14 protein-coding genes and 1 riboswitch are annotated in these 16,790 nt (G+C 71.5%); of the genes, 12 read left to right on the top strand and 2 right to left on the bottom strand.

Going from position 1 to position 16,790, the window contains the following annotated elements:
* Positions 1-33 precede the first annotated feature (33 nt).
* On the top strand, positions 34-834 hold the full coding sequence (locus tag SREC43747_RS0101260; protein ID WP_029719340.1) for a S1 family peptidase: 801 nt from the start codon (positions 34-36) through the stop codon (positions 832-834).
* Positions 835-881: 47 nt separating this feature from the next.
* Here the strand turns inward: SREC43747_RS0101260 and SREC43747_RS0101255 are convergent, their stop codons facing one another.
* Positions 882-1,541 (bottom strand): LysE family translocator, encoded by a 660-nt coding sequence (locus SREC43747_RS0101255; protein ID WP_236622957.1) that lies wholly within the window; start codon positions 1,539-1,541, stop codon positions 882-884.
* 248 nt (positions 1,542-1,789) lie between these two features.
* On the opposite strand from SREC43747_RS0101255, the gene SREC43747_RS0101250 reads away from it, so the two are divergent.
* From SREC43747_RS0101250 to SREC43747_RS20435, 11 genes are all read left to right on the top strand, one after another.
* Entirely contained in the window at positions 1,790-2,602 is an 813-nt protein-coding gene (locus SREC43747_RS0101250; RefSeq protein ID WP_029719338.1) for a S1 family peptidase, read from the top strand.
* Between the two features lie 52 nt (positions 2,603-2,654).
* Positions 2,655-3,107 carry a GNAT family N-acetyltransferase gene (locus tag SREC43747_RS0101245; RefSeq protein WP_081722369.1) on the top strand — a complete coding sequence of 151 codons (453 nt, stop codon included), beginning with the start codon at positions 2,655-2,657 and terminating at the stop codon, positions 3,105-3,107.
* A gap of 72 nt (positions 3,108-3,179) precedes the next feature.
* Positions 3,180-3,336: riboswitch (cobalamin riboswitch) on the top strand.
* A gap of 56 nt (positions 3,337-3,392) precedes the next feature.
* The gene (locus tag SREC43747_RS0101240) at positions 3,393-5,426 is read left to right on the top strand and encodes a putative cobaltochelatase (RefSeq protein ID WP_029719336.1); all 2,034 of its coding nucleotides are present in this window, start codon (positions 3,393-3,395) and stop codon (positions 5,424-5,426) included.
* A 402-nt stretch (positions 5,427-5,828) separates the two neighbouring features.
* Positions 5,829-6,443 (top strand): cob(I)yrinic acid a,c-diamide adenosyltransferase, encoded by a 615-nt coding sequence (cobO, locus tag SREC43747_RS21765; protein WP_029719335.1) that lies wholly within the window; start codon positions 5,829-5,831, stop codon positions 6,441-6,443.
* Complete coding sequence (locus tag SREC43747_RS0101230; RefSeq protein ID WP_029719334.1) at positions 6,437-7,783, top strand: cobyrinic acid a,c-diamide synthase CobB; 1,347 nt, start codon at positions 6,437-6,439, stop codon at positions 7,781-7,783. Before cobO ends, SREC43747_RS0101230 begins: the two co-directional genes overlap by 7 nt.
* A complete protein-coding gene (gene cobI, locus SREC43747_RS0101225; RefSeq protein WP_029719333.1) occupies positions 7,780-8,517 on the top strand; it encodes a precorrin-2 C(20)-methyltransferase in 738 nt (245 codons plus the stop codon). Before SREC43747_RS0101230 ends, cobI begins: the two co-directional genes overlap by 4 nt.
* Positions 8,514-9,725, top strand: coding sequence for a precorrin-4 C(11)-methyltransferase (gene cobM / locus SREC43747_RS19505; RefSeq protein ID WP_081722367.1), 1,212 nt, complete (start codon positions 8,514-8,516; stop codon positions 9,723-9,725). The genes cobI and cobM overlap by 4 nt, the downstream gene beginning before the upstream one ends.
* A complete protein-coding gene (locus SREC43747_RS0101215; RefSeq protein WP_029719331.1) occupies positions 9,718-10,884 on the top strand; it encodes a cobalt-precorrin-5B (C(1))-methyltransferase in 1,167 nt (388 codons plus the stop codon). The genes cobM and SREC43747_RS0101215 overlap by 8 nt, the downstream gene beginning before the upstream one ends.
* Positions 10,869-12,059, top strand: a complete 1,191-nt coding sequence (locus SREC43747_RS0101210) for a bifunctional cobalt-precorrin-7 (C(5))-methyltransferase/cobalt-precorrin-6B (C(15))-methyltransferase (protein WP_029719330.1) — start codon at positions 10,869-10,871, stop codon at positions 12,057-12,059. Before SREC43747_RS0101215 ends, SREC43747_RS0101210 begins: the two co-directional genes overlap by 16 nt.
* 44 nt (positions 12,060-12,103) lie before the next feature.
* Positions 12,104-13,858 carry a precorrin-3B C(17)-methyltransferase gene (cobJ, locus tag SREC43747_RS0101205; protein WP_029719329.1) on the top strand — a complete coding sequence of 585 codons (1,755 nt, stop codon included), beginning with the start codon at positions 12,104-12,106 and terminating at the stop codon, positions 13,856-13,858.
* Positions 13,848-14,075, top strand: coding sequence for a 4Fe-4S binding protein (locus SREC43747_RS20435; RefSeq protein WP_081722366.1), 228 nt, complete (start codon positions 13,848-13,850; stop codon positions 14,073-14,075). The genes cobJ and SREC43747_RS20435 overlap by 11 nt, the downstream gene beginning before the upstream one ends.
* Here the strand turns inward: SREC43747_RS20435 and SREC43747_RS0101200 are convergent.
* Complete coding sequence (locus SREC43747_RS0101200) at positions 14,023-16,719, bottom strand: helix-turn-helix transcriptional regulator (RefSeq protein ID WP_029719328.1); 2,697 nt, start codon at positions 16,717-16,719, stop codon at positions 14,023-14,025. The genes SREC43747_RS20435 and SREC43747_RS0101200 overlap by 53 nt on opposite strands.
* Between the last annotated feature and the right edge of the window lie 71 nt (positions 16,720-16,790).

Genomic DNA, 16,790 nt, shown 5'->3' with positions numbered 1-16,790 from the left:
TTCCGGTGAGCTCCGGGGGAGGAGAGCAGCGAGATGGCAAGTGCCCTGCAGCGCATGAGCATGCTGGCGACGGGGGCGCTGGCAGCTGTACTGTCAGCCGCCTTCCTGACGCCCACCGCGAACGCTGAGCAGACCGGGTTCTCGTCCAGGCAGCCGATCGTCGGGGGACAACCGGTTTCCATCGCCGAGCACCCGTGGGTGGTGTACCTGGTCGACACCCAAGGGAACCAGTACTGCGGCGGCACCTTGGCGAAGGAGAACAAGGTGGTGACCGCCGCGCACTGCGTGCACTCGGAAACTCCCGAGTCACTGCAGGTCGTCGCCGGTCGGGAGGACAAGCGGAGCAATGACGGCGTCGTCGCCGCGGTCACGGACATCTGGGTGCACCCGCAGTTCCAGAACGCCAACCGCGGCTCGGACGTGGCGGTGCTCACGCTCGACCAGAACCTGCCGTACGAGTCGCTGCCGTTGGCTTCGGCGCGCGACGACGGGCTGTACCAGCCGGACACCCCGGCTTCGGTGTTCGGTTGGGGAGCCACGTCGGAAGGCGGGGCGGCGTCGGACGTGTTGCGCAAGGCCGATGTCCAGGTCATCGGGGACCAGGACTGCCAGTCGGCTTATCCGCAGTACCGCGGGGACCGGATGGTGTGCGCGGGAGCGCCGCAAGGGGGGATTGACAGCTGTCAGGGGGATTCCGGCGGGCCGCTGGTCGCCGGCGGCAAGCTGATCGGGATCGTCTCCACCGGCAGCGGGTGCGCTCGCCCCGGCTATCCCGGTGTCTACACCAAGGTCGCCGCTTACCACGACGACATCGCCGCTCAACTGGGCGCATGAGTCGACGTGGCCGGGGCTGCGGGAGCACGTCCCCGGCCACGTCGGCTTCAGCCGGTGACCAGGCCGATCGAGATGGTCAGGAAGGCCGCTGCGCTCACCGTGTCCAAGGTGCGCAGCACCCGGGGCTGTTGGAGGCGCTGGGCGATCCGGGAGGCGGCCAGCACGATGGTCGTTTCCCAGATCGCGGCGACTCCCAGGAAGACCAGGCCCAGCACGGTCAACTGCACCGCGGGCTGGGCGGAGTTGCCGACGAACTGCGGCAGGAAGGCGAGGCTGAACAGCAGCATCTTCGGATTGGTGATGTTGCTGAGCAGGCCTCGCAGGTAGGGGTTGCCGGGGGCCGGATCGCTCCGCTCCAGGGTTCCGGGGGAGGACTCCTTCCTGGTGAGCCACAAGCCGTGCAGGATGGCTCCGGCCAGGTAGAGCAGGTAGGCCGCGCCGATCCACTTCATGGCGGACAGCACGGCGGGGCGGCTGGCGATCAGGGTGCCCAGTCCGGAGATGGCTGCGGCCATCTGCACCGTGCTCGCGCTGTGGATGCCGGCCAGGGCCAGCAGGCCGGCGCGGCGGCCGTGGTGCAGCGAGGTGCGCAGCAGCAGGAACGAGTCGACGCCAGGAGTGAGCACCACGACCAAGCTGGCGATCAGGAATGCCGGTAGCGGTGTTAGGTCCAGCGACAACGCAGCCCCCCACAACGTGTTGGTCACTCGATCGGATGGATCTGCTCCTCCCGTCGGCGTGCTCGGCTGGCCCGGGCTTGGTGGCCGTTGGGCGCTGAGCGGGAATTCCGGCGGAGGAGCTAAGCGAGATCAGGAATCATCGCGTAAATATTCCTGCCGAAAGACATGATAGCGAAATTTTTTACTGCTCAGCTGTGAGTTGCGCCTCGTGTTTCCCGGGTGTCCGGGTGACTACCGTGTGTCGTCGGGAAGATCGACAACGGTGGAGGGGCGAAGTGGGGCGCACCCAGGGCGGCAAGAGCAGGGCGCTGCGCCGGATCGCTGCGGTCGGGGCCGCGGTGGCGGCGACCGCAGCAGCGGCTCCGGCGGCGAACGCGGCGCAGCAGCCGACTCCGCGGATCCTCGGCGGGGCGGAAGTCGGCCAAGGTCAGGCTTCCTGGGTGATGGCCATCACCGACAGCTCCGGGAAGCACTTCTGCGGTGGCGCTCTGGTCTCCCCCACCAAGGTCGTCACCGCGGCGCACTGCGCGGTTTCCCCCGTCGGGGGAGTGGTCCGGCCGGCCAGCGACTTCCGGGTGGTGGGCGGCCGGGTCGACCTGCGCACCGCACAAGGCGAGGTGCGCCAGGTCGAGCGGGTCTGGGTGCCTCCGACCTACCGGCACTACACGGAAGGCGACGACATCGCGGTGTTCACCCTGCGCGCCCCCATGCCCCAGCGGCCGGTCCCGCTGGTGGAGGCCGCGGACACCGAGGTCTACCGGCCCGGTGCCCTCGGTCGGGTCTACGGCTGGGGAACCACCAGCGAAGGCGGTCCCGGCTCGCCGACCTTGCGTTCGGTCGCGCTGCCGGTGGTTCCGGACGGCGCTTGCCAGCAGGCCTATCCCAGCTTCGTGCCGACCAGCATGTTCTGCGCGGGCTACCCGGAAGGCGGCAAGGACGCCTGCGCCGGCGACTCCGGGGGGCCGTTCGTGGTCAACGGCAGGTTGGCCGGGGTCGTTTCCTTCGGCACCGGATGCGGTCGGCCGGGCATGCCCGGGGTGTACACCCGGGTGGCGGGTTTCCTCCCGGAGCTGTCCGAACAGCTGTGAGCGCGCGCCGGCCCGCGTCGTCCGCGGCAGCGGGGTGTGGTATCGAATCCGGGTGACCCCACAGCTTCCCGCAGACGTGCACCGCGCCTGGACCGCGGACCTGAGCGCTGCGCAGCTCTACCGGATCTTGCAGCTGCGCGTGGACGTGTTCGTGGTCGAACAGCGATGTCCCTACCCCGAGTTGGACGGGCGCGACATGGAGGAGACCACCCGGCACTTCTGGATCGAGGAGCCGGACGGCCGGGTGGTGAGCTGCCTGCGGCTGCTGGAGGACGGCGACGTCTTCCGGATCGGCCGGGTGTGCACCGCGGCCGATGCCCGCGGCAAGGGGTTGAGCAGCAAGCTCATGCGGGCCGCCGTCGCCGAGGTCGCCGGCGCGCCGGCGGTGCTCTCCGCGCAGGTCTACGCCGTCGACTTCTACCGCTCGTTCGGCTTCGAGCCGGAGGGCGAGCAGTACCTCGAGGACGGCATCCCGCACATCGACATGCGCCGGCCCGCCAGATGACGGCGTGGCGTGAGTCCTAGCTGCGATCGATCGTTTCTGCGACGATGTCCGTCGGCCATCGCAAGGGGCGGGCAGGAAGCCGGTGGGAATCCGGCACGGCCGGCGCCACTGTGACCGGGGAGTGAAGCCTCCCGCAGGCCCGGGTTCTTCCAATCGGGTCGGGTGTGCCACCGGGACGTCAGTCCTGGGAAGGCCGGAGGTGAGCGGTGATCCGGGAGTCAGGAGACTGCTACCCCTTGTTTCCCGAAGACCCGGGGCGTCCGAGACCCGAGGAAGGAAACAGGCATGACAGCTTCCCGGCGTACCGCGCCGCGTTTTCCGTTCTCCGCCGTGGTCGGGCACGACGACCTCCGTCTCGCGCTGCTGTTGAACGCGGTCAACCCGAGCATCGGCGGAGTGCTGGTGCGCGGTGAGAAGGGAACCGCGAAGTCCACTGTGGTGCGTTCGCTGGCCTCGCTGCTGCCGCCGGTGGACGTCGTCGTCGGCTGTCGTTTCGGCTGCGCGCCCGCTGCGCCGGACCCGCATTGCCCGGACGGCCCGCACGACTCCGGTGCTCCCGCCCAGCAGCGGCCGGCGAACCTGGTGGAACTGCCGGTGGGGGCCACGGAAGACCGGCTGGTCGGTTCTTTGGACCTGGAGCGGGCGCTGTCCGAGGGAGTGCGTGCTTTCCAACCGGGCTTGCTGGCGGCGGCGCACCGCGGCGTGCTCTACGTCGACGAGATCAACCTGCTCCACGACCACCTGGTCGACCTGCTGCTGGACGCCGCGGCGATGGGACGAGCCCACGTCGAACGGGAAGGCGTGTCGGTTTCCCACGCGGCTTCCTTCCTGCTGGTCGGCACCATGAACCCGGAAGAAGGCGAGTTGCGGCCGCAGCTGCTGGACCGCTTCGGGCTCACCGTGCAGGTGGCCGCCTCCAGGGAAGTCCCGGTCCGCACCGAAGTGGTGCGGCGGAGGCTGGCGTTCGAAGCCGATCCGGAAGGTTTCGCCGCCGAGTGGGCGGACGCCGATGCCGAGCTGGCCGAGCGGATCGCCCGAGCCAGGGAGCGGCTCGGTTCGGTGGTCCTGCCGGACTCGGAACTGCGCCGCATCGCCGCCCTCTGCGCGTCGTTCGAGGTGGACGGGATGCGGGCGGACTTGGTGCTGGCTCGCACCGCGGTGGCGCACGCCGCCTGGCGCGGGGCGGACGCGGTGGAAGCCGGTGACGTGGAAGTCGCCGCTCGACTGGCGCTGCCGCACCGGCGCCGCCGGGACCCGTTCGACGAACCGGGCATGGACGAGCAGCAGCTGCAACAGGCCCTGTCGGAGGCGGCCGAGGCGGCGGGGGACGACGATGACGACCCGCCGGACGGCCCCGATGGCGGTCCGGGCGGGGAGCCTCCGCAAGATCCCGACGGTCCGGACACCAGCGGTGGGGAAGCTGCGTCCGGAAGCGGTGACGGCGCAGCGGAAAGCTCCCAACCCGGTCGGCCTCCGCAGGCCCCGGCGCCCGCGTTCAAGGCGCGGTTGCTGGAGGTGCCCGGACTGGGTGAGGGGGATTCCGGTCGGCGTTCCCGGGCGCGTTCCCGGCGCGGGCGGGCGGTTCGCGCGTCCCGCGCCGAAGGCAGCGGCATCCACCTGGTGTCGACGTTGACGGCCGCGGCGCCGCACCAGATCGCCCGTGGACGCTCCGGTCCGGGGCTGGTGCTCGCGCCGGAAGATCTGCGCCGGGCGGTCCGGGAGGACCGGGAGGGCAACCTGGTGCTGTTCGCGGTGGACGCCTCCGGTTCCATGGCGGCCCGCCAGCGGATGTCGGCGGTCAGCGGCGCGGTGCTGTCCCTGCTGCGGGACGCCTACCAGCGCCGGGACAAGGTCGGGGTGATCGCCTTCCGGGGTGATTCTGCGGAGTTGGTGCTGCCGCCCACGTCTTCGGTCGAAGTGGCGGCGGCGCGGCTGCGCCGGATGCGGACCGGTGGTGGCACGCCGTTGGCGCAGGGGATCCTCCGCGCGGGAAAGGTGGTCCGGACCGCGCAGTTGCGCGATCCGCAGCGGCGCGCGCTGCTGGTGCTGTTGACCGACGGCAAGGCCACCGTGCCGGTCGAGCCGGGCGCCGGCAGCCGGCAGGCGGTGCAGGACGCTTTGCAGGCGGCGGGGAAGTTCGCCGCGACCGGCACCGCTTCGGTGGTCATCGATTGCGAGAGCGGACCGGTGCGGCTCGGAATGGCGAAGCGGTTGTCGGTGGCGCTGGGCGGGCAGTGCCTGCGGTTGGAGGAGTTGTCCGCGGAGAGCGTCGCCGGGGTGGCCAGAGCGGTGCGCGATGAACGGCGGCGGGCCGCTTGATTGCTGTTTGGTTACGGCAGTCGGCGTTTCGAGTTCTCAACTCCTGCTGCGCTTGGTACCGTTTCCAGTGTCCACCTGACCCCCAGGGGTGGACTTCGGCGAGTTCCCCTGCGCTCCCGGTGACCCCCAGGCCGGTTGAGCGCGGGGGACTGCCCCCTTCCCCTCTTCTGTCCTCAGTGGAGCACTGGATCCGGTTTCCGCTCGTTCGTCGTCTGCGCTGGACTGTCGTCCCCTGGAGCAGTGCGGTTTTCCGCTGGCCGGTGGTCCGCGGAGGAGGAAGGAAATTGGTGGAGACCAGTTCTGCTGCGGACGGTCGCGCGCCGGGTGCAGGAGCTGCTCCTGCGGCGCGTTCCGCAGAGCAACTGGGTGCGGTGCACATCGATCGTTGGTTGGGGTCGTTTCATGCCTAAGGGACAGCCATCGACCATTCCGGATGACGGGTTGACCACGCGCCAACGCCGCAACCGTCCGCTGGTCGTGGTGCACACCGGTGAGATGAAGGGCAAGTCGACCGCTGCGTTCGGGCTCGCCCTGCGGGGCTGGAACCAGGGCTGGTCGATCGGCGTGTTCCAGTTCGTCAAATCGGCCAAGTGGCGGGTTGGCGAGGAAGCCGCTTTCCGCGGTTTGAACCAATTGCACGAGCAGACCGGTCAAGGTGGCCCGGTCGAGTGGCACAAGATGGGCGAGGGCTGGTCGTGGGCCCGCAAGAAGGGAACGGAGCAGGACCACGCCGCCGCTGCCGCGGAGGGCTGGCGGGAGATCGCTCGTCGGATCGAGCAGCAGCGGCACACCCTGTACGTGCTCGATGAGTTCACCTACCCGTTGCGGTGGGGATGGGTGGACGTCGAGGACGTGCTGTCCGTCCTGCGCGACCGCCCGGGGTACCAGCACGTGGTGATCACCGGCCGGGACGCGCCCCAGGAGTTGATCGACGCCGCGGATCTCGTCATGGAGACCACCAAGGTCAAACATCCGATGGATTCGGGCCAGAAGGGGCAAAGGGGCATCGAGTGGTGAGCGATGCCCGGGTGGTGATCGCCGCCCCGGGGTCCGGTCAGGGCAAGACGACCGTCGCGACCGGCCTGCTGGCGGCGTTGAGCCACCGCGGGGAGCGGGTGGCGCCGTTCAAAGTCGGCCCCGACTACATCGACCCGGGCTACCACCGGCTGGCCGCGAACCGCCCGGGGCGCAATCTCGATCCGGTGCTGTGCGGGGAAGAGCTCATCGGACCGCTGTTCCGGCACGGCTCCCGCGGTGCTGATCTGTCCATTGTGGAAGGTGTGATGGGGTTGTTCGACGGCCGGTCCGGTGCGCCGGGGCCGGTCCCGTTCGGCAGCACCGCCCACGTCGCGGAACTGCTCGACGCGCCGGTCGTGCTCGTGGTGGACGCCGGTGGGCAGGGGCACAGCCTGGCCGCGCTGCTGCACGGATTCCGCTCCTACGGTCCGCGGACCCGGGTGGCGGGGGTGGTCTTGAACCGGGTCGGTTCGGAGCACCACGTGCAGCTGCTGCGGCAAGCGGTGCACGAGCAGGGGCTGCAGCTGCTCGGGGCGATTCCGCGGAACGCCGACCTGCAGGTGCCGTCCCGGCACTTGGGGCTGGTCACCGCGGTCGAGCGCGGAGCTGCCGCGCGGCGCGCCGTGGCGGAGATGCGCCGGGTCGTCGAGCAGTCGGTGGACCTGGACGCGGTGGTCGCCCTGGCGCGGTCCGCCCCACCCCTGGACTGTCCACCGTGGAAACCGGAAGAGGTGGTCTCCGAACGGGGGAAGCCGGTGGTCGCGGTGGCCGGCGGGGCGGCTTTCACCTTCGCCTACGCTGAGCACGTCGAGCTGCTGGCCGCGGCCGGAGCGGAAGTGGCGGTGGTCGATCCGCTCAACGACGAGCGCCTCCCCGACGGCACCGCAGGGCTGGTGCTGCCGGGCGGTTTCCCGGAGCAGCACGTCGAACAGCTGGCCGCGAACGCCGCGCTGCGGGCGGAGATCGCCGAGTTCGCCGCGGCAGGTCGGCCGGTGCACGCCGAGTGCGGCGGACTGCTCTACCTCGCCGAGGAGTTGGACGGCCACCGGTTGTGCGGGGTCGTTCCGGCCACCGCCCGCATGTCCAGCCGGTTGACCCTGGGTTACCGGGACGCGGTGGCCGCGGCGGATTCCGCTGTCTTCGCCGCAGGAACCCGGGTGCGCGGGCACGAATTCCACCGCACCGCGCTCCAGCCGCGCTGCGGCGAACTCCCGGCGTGGACCTGGCGGGATGTGCGGGAAGGGTTCGTCGAAGGCGGTGTGCACGCTTCCTACCTGCACACCCATCCGGCCGCGCAGCCCGGCGCGGTGGAGCGGTTCGTGGCGAGGTGCGTGCGATGAGATTGGTCGGTGTTGGCGTCGGTCCGGGCGACCCGGAGCTGCTGACGTTGGCCGCGCTGCGGGAACTGCAGGCGGCCGACACGGTGTTCGTCCCGGTGCTCTCCGCCGACGAGCAGGGGCGAGCGGAGTCGGTGGTGCGGGCGCACTGCGGGGACGACGAACGCGTCCAGCGGTTGGTGTTCGCCCTGTCCGACCCGGTGGACGGTCCGCAGCAGCGGCGGCGCGCCAAGTGGGACCAGGCGGCGGAAGCGGTGGTGCAGCGCTTGCGGGAGTGCCGGGGCACCGTGGCCTTCGCCACCCTGGGGGATCCCTCGGTGTACTCGACGTTCAGCTACCTCGCCCAGACCGTGCGGCAGTTGCTGCCGGAGGTCGAGCTGGCGACCGTGCCCGGCATCACCGCGATGCAGGCCACCGCGTCGCAGGCCGGGGTGGCGCTCACCGAAGGAGCGGAGTCGCTGACCGTAGTGCCGGTGATGCGAGATGTGAGTGTCCTTCGAGAAGCGCTGGCCGCGCGCGGTACTGTCGTTGCCTACAAGGGTGGCCGGCGGCTCAGCGAGCTGCGCTCGGTGATCGCTGAGCACGGTGCGCTCGATCGTTCGGTGTACGCCGAACATCTGGGCACGCCGGATGCCAGGGTGTTGCCGCTGTCCGAAGTGCCGGAAACCGGCGCGGCGCCGTATTTGTCCACCGTGGTAGTGCTTCCCCCACGAGGCGGTAGAGGAGAACAATGGTGACTGGCCGGATCTCGTTCATCGGTGCCGGGCCCGGAGCGGCCGACCTCATCACGGTCCGCGGCGCCCGCCGGATCGCCGAAGCTGACATCGTGGTGTGGGCGGCGAGCCTGGTCACTCCCGAGTGCATCAAGGAGCACGCCCGCAAGGACGCCGAGCTGGTCGACTCCTCCCGGCTGGTCCACGAGGAGGCGATCGAGATCTACCGGCGGGCCGAGCGGGACAAGCTCAAGGTCGCCCGGGTGCACTCCGGGGACCCGTCGCTGTGGGGCGCGGTCCAGGAGCAGTACGACGCCTGCACCAAGATGAACCTGGAAGTCGAGATCGTGCCGGGGGTCCCGGCGTTCTCGGCCGCGGCCGCCGCCGTCGGTCGGGAGCTGACCGTCCCGGAGGTGGCGCAGTCGGTGGTGCTCACCCGGCTGGAGGGCGGCAAGACCCCGATGCCGGACGGGGAGCGGGTCCGCAAGTTCGCCGAGCACGGCACCACCATGGCGCTGTTCCTGTCGGCCGCGCGCACCGGGCAGCTGGTGCACGAGCTGCGGGAGGGCGGTTATCCCGACGACACCCCCGTGCTGGTCGCCTACAAGGTCACGTGGCCGGACGAGCTGCTGCTGCACACCACGCTCGGGGACCTGGAGCGCACCGTCAAGCAGCACAAGCTCTGGCGGCACACCCTGTTCATCGTGGGCAAAGCGCTGACCAGCAGCGGAACCCGCTCGCACCTCTACCACGCCGGCCACTTCCACACCTACCGGCGGGCCGATCCTGCCGCGCGCCGGGCGCTGCGCGCCGAGCGCTCCCGGAGCCGCTACGGAACCGGTGCCGCTTCCGAGCGGCCCGCGGCGAAGCGGCCGGATTCCGAAGTCGCTTGGTGGGCGGTCCGCAAGTGGCAGGAGACCGCCCGGGAGGCCTCGCGCTCGACGGCCGGCCGCGGCCAGGCCGCCCGGGAGGACGAGTCGCAGCAGCACCTGTTCGAGGCGCACGAATCGAGCTCGGCCCAGGAGGTCCCGCGAGCACCGGAGGCGGAGGCGGCCGCGCCCGACGCGGAGGAGCAGTCCGCGGCGGCGAAGACCAAGCGGACTTCCGCGGCGGCCACCACGACCGTCCGGGCCACCGCGAAGACCGGTGCGAAGCGGACCAAGAAGGCCTCCGGCAAGACCAGCTCCGGAAAGTCCCGGCGCAAGTCGGCTCCAGCCAAGAAAGATGACTGACCCCAACGAGGACGAGCAGCCGCGCCTCCGCGAACCGGACCTGCCGCGCACCGCGAAGGTCCGGCCGAAGGCGCTGCGCACCGGTTACACCACCGGGGCGTGCTCGGCGGCGGCGGCGAAGGCTGCAGCTGAGCTGATGCGCACCGGGCGCCTGCCGGAAACCGTGCAGGTGCTCTTCCCGGACGGCAGCCGGCACTCCTTCCCGGTGGACTCCGGGAGCCGCGATCCGGCCACCGCGGTGGTGGTCAAGGACGCCGGGGACGACCCGGACGTCACCCACGGGGCCCGGATGACCGCGACGGTCACCGGGCGGGACGACGCGGAGGTCGTGCTGCACGGCGGGGAAGGCGTCGGGGTGGTCACCAAACCGGGGTTGGGGCTCGAGGTCGGCGGCCCGGCGATCAACCCGGTTCCGCGGAAGATGATCACCGAGTCGGTTCGGGAGGTCATCGGGGACGCCGGCGCGGACGTGACCATCTCCGTCCCGGGCGGCGAGAAGATGGCCTACAAGACGACCAACCGGCGGCTCGGCATCTACGGCGGGATTTCGATCCTGGGCACCACCGGGATCGTCCGGCCGTTCTCCACCGCTTCGTGGCGTTCCAGCGTGGAGCAGGCGGTTTCGGTGCTGGCCGCGCAAGGCGGGCGCACCGCCGTGCTGTCCACCGGCGGGCGCACCGAGAAGGCCGCCATGCGGCTGCTCCCGGACCTGCCGGAGGTCGCGTTCATCGAAGTCGGTGACTTCACCGGGGCGGCTCTGCGACGCGCCGTGGAGCACGGGCTGTCCGATGTGGTGTTCGTGGGGATGATCGGCAAGCTGACCAAGCTCGCTTCCGGGGTGGTCATGACGCACTACACGCGCTCCAAAGTGGACACCGGGATTCTGGGGCGCATCACCGCGGAATTCGGTGGCACCCCGGAGCAAGTGGACGAGGTCCAGCGGGCGGCCACCGCGCGCCGCGCCTACGAGGTGTGGGAGGCGAACGGAAGCCTCCGGGGCTGCGGCGACCGGCTGTGCGCAATGGTCGCCTCCGTGCTGGAGCGCTTCAGCGCCGAGTGCGGCCGACGACTGCCGGCGCGGGTCGCGATGGTGGACTTCACCGGAGAGCACGTGGTCGCTTCCACCGAAGCGGGGTGGGTGACATGTCAGTCACGGTGATCGGCATCGACGGCGCCGGGCTCCCGCCGGGCGGCGCGGAGGCCCTGGAATCGGCCCGAATCGTGATCGGCGCCCGCCGGCACCTGGACGCGCACGCCCCCGAGCACGTGCGCAAGCTCGAACTGGGACCGATCGAACCGGCCCTGAACACCCTGGCCGCGCTCGCCGCGGACGAACGCGGCGTGGTGCTCGCCTCCGGAGACCCCGGGTTCTTCGGCATCGTCCGCGTGCTGCGCGAGCGCGGCATCCACTGCACGGTGCTCCCGGCGACCTCCAGCGTCCAGCAGCTGGTGGCGCGCGTCGGGCGACCGTGGGACGACGTGATCGTGGTCAGCGCCCACGGCCGCGACCTCACCCGGGCCGCCAACGTCTGCCGCGCCAAACCGGCCGTGGCGGTGCTCACCGCCCCCGGGGCGGGGCCGGCCCAGCTCGGTTCCGCGCTGTGCGGCTGGCGCAGAACCCTGGTCGTGGCCGAGAACTTGGGGCTTCCCGAGGAGTCGCTGGTCACCGTGGACCCGGCCGAGGCGGCCCGCAGGACCTGGTACGAACCCAACATCGTGCTGTCCCTGGCGGACCTGGACGCGGTTCCGCAGCGCGGTTGGATCGCCGGTGCCCAGCCGCTGCCGGAAACCGGTTGGGCGCTGCCCGAGGACGATTTCTCCCACCGCGACGGGATGATCACCAAAGCCGAGGTGCGCGCGGTGGCCCTGGCCAAACTCGCCCCCCGGCTGGGTTCGCTGGTGTGGGACGTCGGTGCCGGCTCGGGATCGGTGGCGATCGAGTGCGCCCGGATGGGGGCGGCCGTGATCGCCGTCGAATCGGACGAGAACCAGATCGTGCGGCTGCTGAGCAACGCCGCCGTGCACGGTGTCGACGTGCGCATCGAAGAGGGCAAGGCCCCCCGCGCGTTGCGGGAGCTGCCGAAACCGGACGCGATCTTCGTCGGCGGCGGTGGCACCGAGGTGATCACCGCGTGCGCCCACGTGGGGGCGTCCCGGGTGGTGGTCGCGCTGGCCGCGCTCGACCGGGTCACCTCGACCAGGGACGTGCTGCGCAGCGCAGGTTACGAAGTGGAAGGTGTACAGCTGTCGGCTTCCCGGATGACCGACCTGCCGGACGGGTCCTCCCGGCTGGAGGCGGTCAATCCGGTGCTGCTGGTCTGCGGACAGCGGTGACGGCCGGCCGGGTTCACCGGTGACGAAGCAGGGAGCGAGGAAGCGTGATCGGGCTGTTCGCGGTGACCGCGGCGGGAAAACGGGCAGCAGCCGAACTGGCCGTGCGGCTCGGTCCGGACGCGGTGGTGGCGGACGGACCAGTCGGCTCGGCGCTGCGGCGGCTGTGGGACCACCTGGACGCAGCGGTGTTCTTCTTGGCCACTGGCGCCACCGTGCGTCTGATCGCCCCGCTGCTGCGGGACAAGCACACCGATCCGGCGGTGGTGTGCGTCGACGAGGGGCGGCAGTTCGCCATCGCCCTGGCCGGCGGGCACGCCGGCGGGGCCAACGAGCTGGCCGCGCACGTGGCCGAAGCGCTCGGCTGCACCCCGGTGATCACCACGGCCACCGACAGCACCGGGATCACCCCGCTGGACGAACTGGTGGACATGCTGGACGCCTCCGTCGACGGCGACCTGGCCGGCTGCGGAGTGGCCGTCCTCGACGGGGAACCGGTGCGGCTGGTCAACCCGCTGGGCTTCCCGCTCCCCGCGCTGCCGGAGAACGTCTCCACCGACGTGGAGAACCCGACGTGGACGATCATCATCGACGACCGGCGGCCGGAGGACCGGGAAGACCGGAACACGCTGCGGATCATCCCGCGCACCCTGGTGGTGGGAGTCGGCTCGGCGCGCGGCGTGCCCCGCACCGCCGTCGCCGAGACCATCGCGCGGCTGGACCGCGACCACGGGCTCGACCCGCGGGCGATCCGGGCCTGCGCCAGCGTGGACCGCAAAGCCGACGAGACCGGGATCCTGGAAGCCGTGCAGGACCTCGGCTTCTGGCACTCGGGCGGGGACGAGCTGCCGCTGCTGACCTACCCGGCGCAGGTGCTGGCCGACGTCGACGTGCCCAACCCCAGTGAAGTGGTCAACGCCGAACTGGGCACGCCCAGCGTGGCGGAGGCCGCGGCGCTGCACGCGGCGGCAGAACTCGGCTACGGGGCCCCGGTGGAACTGGCGGTGCCCAAGATCAAGGGCGACAACGTCACCGCCGCAGCAGCCCGGATCCTGCCGCGAGGACGTCTGGCCATCGTCGGCATCGGCCCCGGAGCCCCCGACCTGCGGGCCCCGCGCGCGGACGCGGAGCTGCGGCGCGCCTCGGTCGTGGTCGGCCTCGACCAGTACCTGGACCAGGTCCGGCACCTGCTGCGCCCGGGCACCGAGGTGCGCTCCAGCGGACTCGGCCAGGAAGAGGCCAGGGCGACCGAAGCCGTGGAACTGGCCCGGCAGGGCAAGGCCGTGGCCCTGATCGGCTCCGGGGACGCCGGGGTGTACGCCATGGCCAGCCCGGCCCTGGCGAAGGCCGGGCTCGAGATCGAAGTGGTGGGGGTTCCCGGGGTGACGGCGGCCCTGGCCGCGTCCGCCCTGCTGGGCGCCCCGCTCGGGCACGATCACGCCCTGATCAGCCTGTCGGACCTGCACACCCCGTGGGACGTGATCGAACGGCGGGTGCGCGCTGCCGCGGAAGGCGACCTGGTGGTGTGCTTCTACAACCCGCGCTCCAAGGACCGGGACTGGCAGCTCGGCCGGGCGTTGGAGATCCTCGCCGAGCACCGGCCGGCCACCACCCCGGTCGGCGCGGTGCGCCAGGCCACCCGCAGCGGTCAGCGGGTGTGGTGCGCGCCGATCTCCGAGTTCGACCCCGCGGAAGTGGACATGCTCACCACGGTCGTCGTGGGGTCGTCGCAGACGACCGTGGTCGGGCAGCGCATGGTCACTCCCCGCGGCTACCGGTGGATGAGCACCGATGCCCGATGAGCGGCTGGTGGTCTCCTCGGCCTGCACCGCCTGCGGAGCGTGCCTGCTGACCTGCCCGGAGCACGCCCTGCGCCCCGCACCGGGGCGACCGCGGGTGCTCGACGAGCGGTGCACCGCCTGCGGGGAGTGCGTGGAGGTCTGCCCCGCCGACGCCCTGCGGCTGGTCAGCGCATCAGCTTCGCCAACTCCACCCGGGACCGAACCCCGAGCTTGGTGAAGATGTTGCGCAGGTGGTAGTCCACGGTGCGGTGGCTGATGTGCAGGTGCGCCGCTATCTCCCGGTTGGTGGCGCCCTCCGCGACCAGGCGGGAGATCTCCTCCTGCTGCGGGGTCAGCTCCGCGCGCCCGGGCCGGTCGTCGCCGGGGACTTTCGCCCCCGCGGCCCGCAGCTCCGCCCGCGCCTTGTCCGCCCACGCGGGAACGTCGCAGTCGCGGAAGATCTGCCACGCCTCCGCCAGCAACCGGCGCGCCGCACCGGGCTTGCGGTCGCGCCGCAGCTGCTTGGCGTACAGCAGCTCGGTGCGGGCCAGCTCCACGCAGGCCCCGGAGGTGCGGTGCAGTTCGATGGCGGTCCGGAAGTGCTCGTCGGCCTCCGCCGACCGGCCGGCCAGCAGGGCGTGCGAGCGGTGGGAGAGCGCCAGGCGAGTTCTGCTGCCGGTGTGGGACGCCCAGTCGTCGAAGGCCCGGATGGTGCCCCCGGCTTCGTCCTGCTGCCCGCAGGCGGCTGCGGCCTCGGTGAAGTGCGGCGCGGCCATCACCCGCACCACCGTGTTGGTCTGCCCGTTCCACGAGTTCATCGACCGCATCCGCTGCACCGCGTCCAGCGGTCGTTCGGCGGCCAGCGCGGCGCAGCCCTGCGCCCACGAGCTGAACGCGTCCGGGCGGGCCAGGCCGCGACTGGCCACGCCTTCGGTGAACTCCCGGTTCAGCCGGTGCCGGGTGGTGTCCTGCTCCCCGCGCAGCGCAGCGGTCAGCGCGAGGATGGCGAGGTGGTCGATCCCGGTGTTGTGCTGCCCCAGCGAGCGCGCGATCCGCAGGCCCTGCAGGGAGCTGGCTTCCGCCTCGGCGTACCGGTCGAGCTGCAGCGCGGCCAGCGACCGGTACACCAGCGCCCACGGCAGCTGCCAGTGCTGCCCCAGACGCTGCGCGCTGCTCTGCGCCCGGCAGGCGAGATCGCGGGCCCGGACGGCGTCCCCCAGGGTGTAGGCGGCTTGGCTGGCCAGGATCTGGGACATCGGTTCGGTGGTCGTTTCAGCCAGCTGCACCACGCGGTGCAGTGCGGGGACCGCTCGCCGGTGCTGTCCTTCGACGGTGGCCGACATCCCGGCGAAGTGCTCGAAGATGAGCTGTTCGGCCGGTCGGTCGGCACCGCTCCGCAAGTGGCGCACCCGCTGCGCGGTGTCCTGGTAGCCGCGGTAGTCACCGGTGATCCAGTCGGATTCGCCGGCCAGCAGCAGGGCGGTGAGCGCCAGTTCCCGATCGCTGGCCAGCAGTTCTTCGGCTGCTTCGCGCAGCGTTCGCCGGGCCAGCGCCGGGTCCCCGCTGCGCAGTTCCATGGTTCCCCGGAACAGCTCGGCGAGGCCGCGTTCGCTGCTGGTGCAGGCCAGTTGTCGGGCTTGGCGCACCAGCGAGATGGCGTGGCCGTGCTGTCCGTCGAGCCAGCTGTCCCGGCTGGCCGCCAGCAGCTGGCGAGTTCTGTCCACTGCCGACGCGGCTGAGCGGGCGGCCTGTTCGTAGGCCCGTGCGGCGGTGGCGTAGTCCCCGTGCTCGCGGGCCCGTTCGGCCGCTCGGGCCAATCGCGCGGAGCGGCAGCTGTCGGGGCCGTCTTCGGCTGCGGCGCGGTGCCAGGCGAGCCGGTCCGGGGTGGCCGAGGTGGCCAGCGCTCTGGCGAGGAAACCGTGCGCCTGCCGGATTTCCGCCGGGCCAGCGGCATCCAGCACCACGGACCGCGCGACGCGCGGCACTCGCACGGTGCGCCCGCTGACGTCCGCGAGCCCGCGGGCGGCGATGTCCCGCAGGCCGGCTTCGGTGACCTCCCGGGCGGCAGCGGCCGTGCCGAGGTCCTCTTCGACGGCCGCGGCCAGCACGATCGTGCGGCACTCCGGTGGCAGCGCGCGGAACTCCCGCAGGTACCGGCTGCCCAACCGGCCGTTCGGCACCAGCGGCTGCCGGATCGGCGCCAACCCGGCCCGCTGCTGGGGGGTCAGCGCTTCGACGAGTTCCACCGCGGCTTGCGGGTTGCCGCCCGCGGCGGTGCACACCGCGTCGACGGCTTGCGGGCACAGCTCTCCGGGCCAGCGGTCTTCGATCAATCGTCGGCAGGCGTCGTCGTCCAGCGGGCGGAGGGGGAGTTCGCGGATCCCCCGCCACAGCTCGGGAAGCTCCGCGGAACCGGTTTCCGCGGTGAAGACCACCAGCACCGGCAGGTCGGCCGTCCTCCTGGCCGCGAAGACCAGCGCGGTCAACGATTCCCGGTCCAGGTGGTGCGCGTCGTCCACGCCCAGCAAGATCGCGCGGTGCCGGGACTTCTCCCGCAGCAGCGCCCAGATTTCCCGTGCCGGCGCCACCGGCATTCCGCTCCCGGCGACGCCCAGCAGTCGCAGCAGCGACCACACCCCGCCCAGCGGGATGTGCTGTTCAGCGGAAAAACCCTGCAGCCGGAGCGTTTTGAACCCGGTGGCCTCCCGGAAGAGCTGGTTCAGCAGCGCGGTGCGGCCCAGTCCGGGTTCCCCGGTTATCACCAACGCGCTACCGCTTCGCCGGCGAGCGCTTTCCGCCGCACGGAGCAGAACAGCGGCTTCTTCGGTGCGCCCGTGGAGATTTTCCGGCGCAGCCGCCGCTTTTTCCAGCTCGCTGAGCATGACAAGAGTGTTATCGACCTGTGGTGATCGGGTAAATCGGACAATCGGTGGCTGTTCCGCGTGCTCGCGCG

The sequence above is a fragment of the Saccharopolyspora rectivirgula DSM 43747 genome, assembly GCF_000497205.1.
GTDB classification, from domain to species: Bacteria; Actinomycetota; Actinomycetes; order Mycobacteriales; family Pseudonocardiaceae; genus Saccharopolyspora; species Saccharopolyspora rectivirgula.
Note: the sequence above shows the minus strand (reverse complement) of the source record. Positions and strands in the feature narration are given on the sequence as shown.